Raw genomic sequence first — 5,368 nt, 5'->3', positions numbered from 1 at the left:
CGCCGATGCCGCCCCCGCCGCTGCCCCTCACCGCCGCCCGCAACAAGAACATCGATGCGATGGCCAAGCTCTCGCTGCTGATCGGGGTGCTGTCGCTGCTGTATTCGCTGGGCCAGGCGCTGTTGCTGATGGCGTTGCCGGACGGGGCGATCGAGGGCGTGCTGCGCGAGGCCGGGCTGCCGTTGCCGCCGCTGCTGCAGTGGTGCGTCGCCCATGCACTGGCGCTGTCCTGGCTGTCGGCGCTGCTATCGGCGGGCCTGTGCGCGGCGTCGTGGGCGCTGCTGCAGCGGCGCGACTGGGCGCGGCGGGCGTTCATCGTGTTCCTGGTGGTCACCGCCGCGGCCAACTTCGCGGTGCTGCCGCTGCTGTGGCAACTGTTCGATCTGCTGCAGGTCTGGGCGCCGCAGCACGCCTTCGACCCGCAACAGCTCCAGCACGATCTGGCGCTGGGCCGGATCACGCTCATGGTCAGCGGCGCGCTGACCGCCCTGGTCTTCGCCGGCCTGCACGGCTGGCTGGTCTACCAGCTGTGCCGCCCCGCGCTGCGCGCCGAGTTCCGCCGCTGACGCATGCCGACCGGCCCGCGCAGTCCGGGCAGCCCGCCGCAGACGCCTGACACAGCCAGCTTCTAGAATGGCGGCATGCATACCTTCGACCGCGTTCGCGACTATCTCACTGGCCTGCAAGACCGCATCTGTGCGGCGGTCGAGGCCGCCGACGGCCAGGCCCGTTTCGCCGAAGACCTGTGGCAGCGCGCGGAGGGCGGCGGCGGCCGCACCCGCATCCTGCGCGACGGCGCGCTGTTCGAGCAGGCCGGCATCGGCTTCTCCGACGTCGCCGGCACCCGCCTGCCGCCCTCGGCCAGCGCCAACCGCCCGGAACTGGCCGGCGCCTCGTGGCGCGCGGTCGGGGTGTCGCTGGTGTTCCACCCGCTCAGCCCGTACATCCCCACCACCCACGCCAACGTGCGCTACTTCGAGGCGCAGCGCGACGGCGCCACCGTGGCCTGGTGGTTCGGCGGCGGCTTCGACCTGACCCCGTACTACCCGTTCGACGAGGACGCCCGCCACTGGCACCAGACCGCGCACGACCTGTGCGCGCCGTTCGGCGAAGACCGCTATCCGGCGCACAAGCGCTGGTGCGACGAGTACTTCTTCCTCAAGCACCGCAACGAGACCCGCGGCGTCGGCGGCCTGTTCTTCGACGACCTGCATGCCGATTTCGAGCGCGACTTCGCCTACCAGCGCGCGGTCGGCGACGGCTTCCTCGACGCCTACCTGCCAATCGTGGAACGCCGCCGCGGCCTGCCCTGGGGCGAGCGCGAGCGCGAGTTCCAGCTGTACCGGCGCGGCCGCTACGTCGAGTTCAACCTGGTCTACGACCGCGGCACCCTGTTCGGCCTGCAGAGCGGCGGCCGCAGCGAGAGCATCCTGATGAGCCTGCCGCCGCGGGTGCGCTGGGAGTACGGCTTCCAGCCCGAAGCGGGCAGCGCCGAGGCGCGCCTGGCCGAGTACTTGGTGCCGCGCGAATGGCTGGCATGAGCGCGCCAGCGCGCACCGCCGTGCTGGGCCGCGAGGACAAGCGCGCCATCGCCGAACAGTTGCAGGCCTACCTGCGCACCGAGTTGCAGCAGCAGGTCGGTGCGTTCGAGGCCGAATTCCTGCTCGACTTCGTCGCCGAGCGCATCGGCCCGCACTATTACAACCGCGGCCTGGACGATGCCCGCGCGCTGCTGGCCACGCAGCTGGACACCCTGGACGACGCGCTCTACCAACTGCAACAGCCCACCGACGCGCGCCGCTGAGCCGGGTCGTGCGCGCCACAAACGCGGCATCACGAACGTGCGGGCATAAAAAAGCCCCGCGGACCAGGGGGAGGTCGGCGGGGCCAGGGAACGGAGACTTGGGGAGGAGTCGCCGTTCCTGGATCTGCTCCAGGGGATGGGAGGAGATCCGCGACAGGTATTGCGCCTGTCGAGGGATATAAGAACATTCCCCACCTTGCTCGTTCGTGAAGATTTAAGTTAAAAATTTGTCAGATTAAGGACGGATTCATTCCCGAAAATCCGTGCAAATAAACCGCGTCAAAATTCCGTTCAATCAAAGCGATCCTGCACGCCCCGGGGTGTGACGCCAGTAGGAATTTTGCGGCTTGTCGCGCCCGGCGGGGTCAAAAAACCAACGCGAATGGGAAAGCGAAAATCGCGGGCGGGATAATCCTTCGAAAAACCCTCTGCGATATCCGGCGTGCATGCGCATGCGATGTCTACGCAAGACACCGCAGCGCCAGGTCGGGCCCCGGGTGCATGCCCGGAACCCGGGCACTCAATGCGCCTCGTCCCAGTTGTCGCCCACCCCGCTGTCCACCACCAGCGGCACCTTCAGCTCCGCCGCGGCGGACATCCGCCCGGTCACTTCCGGCAGCAAGGTGTCGACGAAGTCGGCATCGGCTTCGAACACCAGTTCGTCGTGCACCTGCAGGATCATCAACGCGCGGTCGCGGTGGTCCTGCAGCCAGGCGTCCACGCCGACCATGGCGCGCTTGATGATGTCGGCGGCGGTGCCCTGCATCGGGGCGTTGATCGCCGCGCGCTCGGCACCGGCGCGCAGGCCCTGCTGGCGGGCGTTGATGTCGTTCAGGTACAGGCGGCGGCCGAACAGGGTCTCCACGTAGCCCTGGGTGCGCGCCTGCTCGCGCATGCGCTCCATGAAGTCGCGCACGCCCGGGTAGCGGCTGAAGTACAGCGCCACGTAGTCCTGCGCCTCGCCGCGGCCGATGCCCAGGTTGCGGGCCAGGCCGAACGCGCTCATGCCGTACATCAGGCCGAAGTTGATCGCCTTGGCGGCGCGACGCTCGTTGCCGGTGACCTCTTCGAGCTTGCGCCCGAACACCTCGGCGGCGGTGGCGCGGTGCACGTCCACGCCGCTGCCGAAGGCGCGCAACAGGCCCGGGTCCTCGGACAGGTGGGCCATGATCCGCAGCTCGATCTGCGAGTAGTCGCAGGCGATCAGCTTGCGCCCGGGCGGGGCGACGAAGGCGCGGCGGATGCGGCGGCCGTCATCGGTGCGGATCGGAATGTTCTGCAGGTTGGGATCGGAGGAGGACAGCCGCCCGGTGGCGGCGCCGGCCTGGTGGTAGCTGGTGTGCACGCGACCGGTATCGGGGTTGACCATCTCCGGCAGCTTGTCGGTGTAGGTGCTGCGCAGCTTGGCCAGGCCGCGGTACTCCAGGATCACCCGCGGCAGCTCGTGCTGGTCGACGATCGCCTCCAGCGCTTCTTCGTTGGTGCTGGGCTGGCCCTTGGGGGTCTTCAGCACCGCCGGCAGCTTCAGCTCGTCGAACAGCACCGCCTGCAGCTGCTTGGGCGAGTCCATGTTGAAGCTGCGCCCGGCCAGCGCGGTGGCCTTCTGCTGCGCGGCCAGCATGCGCTGGCTCAGGTCCTGGCTCTGCTTGCGCAGCTCGGCGATGTCCACGCACACGCCGTTGGCCTCGACCCGCGCCAGCACCGGCACCAGCGGCATCTCGATCTCGCGGTAGACCCGCGCCAGCGCCGGCTCGGCGTCCAGTTGCGCCGACAACGTGCGGTGCAGGCGCAGGGTGATGTCGGCGTCCTCGGCGGCGTAGCCGGTGGCGTCGTCGATGGCCACCTGCGAGAACGCGATCTGCTTGGCGCCCTTGCCGGCCACGTCCTCGTACTTGACCGTGTCGTAGCCCAGGTAGCGCCGGGCCAGCGAGTCCATGTCGTGGCGGCTGGCGGTGGAATTGAGCACGAAGCTCTCCAGCATGGTGTCGTCGGCGTAGCCGCGCACCTCCACGCCATGGCGGCGCAGCACGTGCAGGTCGTACTTGCCGTGCTGGCCGACCTTGGCCTTGGCCGGGTCCTCCAGCAGTGGCTTGAGCATCTCCAGCGCCAGCGCGCGGTCCAGTTGCACCGGCGCGCCGGGGTAGTCGTGGCCCAGCGGCAGATAGTCGGCGCGGCCCGGCTCGGTGGCGAAGCTGAGCCCGACCAGGTTGGCGCGCATCGCGTCCAGCGCGTCGGTCTCGGTGTCGAAGGCGAAGCCGTCGGCGGCGCGCAGGCGCACCAGCAGTGCTTCGAACGCCTCGGGTGTGGTCACCGCGGTGTAGTCGCCCTTGGCGGCCAGTGCCGGGTCCAGCGCCGTATCGGCGGCCGGCGCCGCGGCCCGGGCATAGCCGGCGGCGGTGCCGCGCAGGCTGGGCGTCGCCTCGCTGGCGGCCTCCGGCGCAGCCACGCCGCCGTCCAGATCACGCAGCGCCTGGGTGAAGCCGTAGCGCTGGTACAGACCGCGCAACTGCTCCGGCTCCTGTTCGCGCAGGCCCAGGGTGCGCGGGCCGCCGGGCAGCGTCACGTCGGTCTTGATGGTGACCAGCTCGCGGTTCAGCGGCAGGCGCTGCAGCGCCGCGCGCAGGTTGTCGCCGATCTTGCCCTTGATGCTGTCGGCGTGGGCGATCACCCCGTCCAGCGAGCCGTACTCGGCCAGCCACTTGGCCGCGGTCTTGGGTCCGCATTTCTCCACGCCCGGCACGTTGTCGATGGCGTCGCCCATCAGCGCCAGCAGGTCGACGATCTGGTGCGGCCAGACCCCGAACTTCTCCATCACCGCCGCATCCGAATCCATGCGGCTGCCGCTCATGGTGTTGACCAGTTGCACGCCGGGGCGCACCAGCTGGGCGAAATCCTTGTCGCCGGTGGAGATGGTGACGTCCAGGCCGTCGCCGGCGCCCTGCAGGGCCAGGGTGCCGATCACGTCGTCGGCCTCGACCCCGTCCTCGCGCAGGATGGTGATGCCCAGCGCATGTACGATCTGGCACATCGGCTCGACCTGCGCGCGCAGCTCGTCGGGCATCGGCGGCCGGTTGGCCTTGTACAGCGGATACAGGTCGTCGCGGAAGGTCTTGCCCGGCGCATCGACCACGAAGGCCACGTACTCGGGGCGCTCCTTGAGGGTGGCGCGCAACATGTTGACCACGCCGAACAGCGCGCCGGTGGGCTCGCCGGCGGCATTGGTCAGCGGCGGAAGCGCGTGGAACGCGCGATACAGGTAACTGGACCCGTCGATCAGGACTAATCGGCTCATCGGCCAATTCTACGCTGCGGCGTGTAGCCCCTCTCCCGTCGGGAGAGGGGTTGGGGTGAGGGTGCGGCGCGAAGCGACCCGCTGACCTGGGTCCACGCGGCTGCGCCCGTACCCTCATCCGCCCCTGCGGGGCACCTTCTCCCGGCGGGAGAAGGGAACAGCCAGGAGCCCCTCTCCCACCGGGAGAGGGGTTGGGGGGAGGGTCCGGCGCGAAGCGTCTCGCGATGTTTTGGTGCACGAGGCTGCGCCCGTACCCGCCACTTTATCTTATA

4 protein-coding genes are annotated in these 5,368 nt (G+C 69.5%); 3 read left to right on the top strand and 1 reads right to left on the bottom strand.

Annotation, left to right across the window (positions count from 1 at the left end):
* Nucleotides 1-5: 5 nt before the first annotated feature.
* The 3 genes from CEK66_RS13230 to CEK66_RS13220 all read left to right on the top strand — a co-directional run bounded on the left by CEK66_RS13230 (nt 6) and on the right by CEK66_RS13220 (nt 1,804).
* Nucleotides 6-566: a hypothetical protein gene (locus CEK66_RS13230; protein WP_152237234.1), complete on the top strand. Its 561-nt coding sequence runs from the start codon at nt 6-8 to the stop codon at nt 564-566.
* 75 nt (nt 567-641) lie between these two features.
* Nucleotides 642-1,541 carry an oxygen-dependent coproporphyrinogen oxidase gene (gene hemF / locus CEK66_RS13225; RefSeq protein WP_152237233.1) on the top strand — a complete coding sequence of 300 codons (900 nt, stop codon included), beginning with the start codon at nt 642-644 and terminating at the stop codon, nt 1,539-1,541.
* A complete protein-coding gene (locus CEK66_RS13220; protein WP_152237232.1) occupies nt 1,538-1,804 on the top strand; it encodes a DUF2164 domain-containing protein in 267 nt (88 codons plus the stop codon). The genes hemF and CEK66_RS13220 overlap by 4 nt, the downstream gene beginning before the upstream one ends.
* A 520-nt stretch (nt 1,805-2,324) precedes the next feature.
* Here CEK66_RS13220 and polA read toward each other — a convergent pair.
* Nucleotides 2,325-5,096, bottom strand: a complete 2,772-nt coding sequence (gene polA, locus CEK66_RS13215; RefSeq protein ID WP_152237231.1) for a DNA polymerase I — start codon at nt 5,094-5,096, stop codon at nt 2,325-2,327.
* Nucleotides 5,097-5,368 lie beyond the last annotated feature (272 nt).

It is taken from the genome of Xanthomonas sp. LMG 12460 (genome assembly GCF_009192895.1).
Lineage (GTDB): Bacteria > Pseudomonadota > Gammaproteobacteria > Xanthomonadales > Xanthomonadaceae > Xanthomonas_A > Xanthomonas_A sontii.
This window is presented reverse-complemented; position numbering and strand designations above follow the sequence as displayed.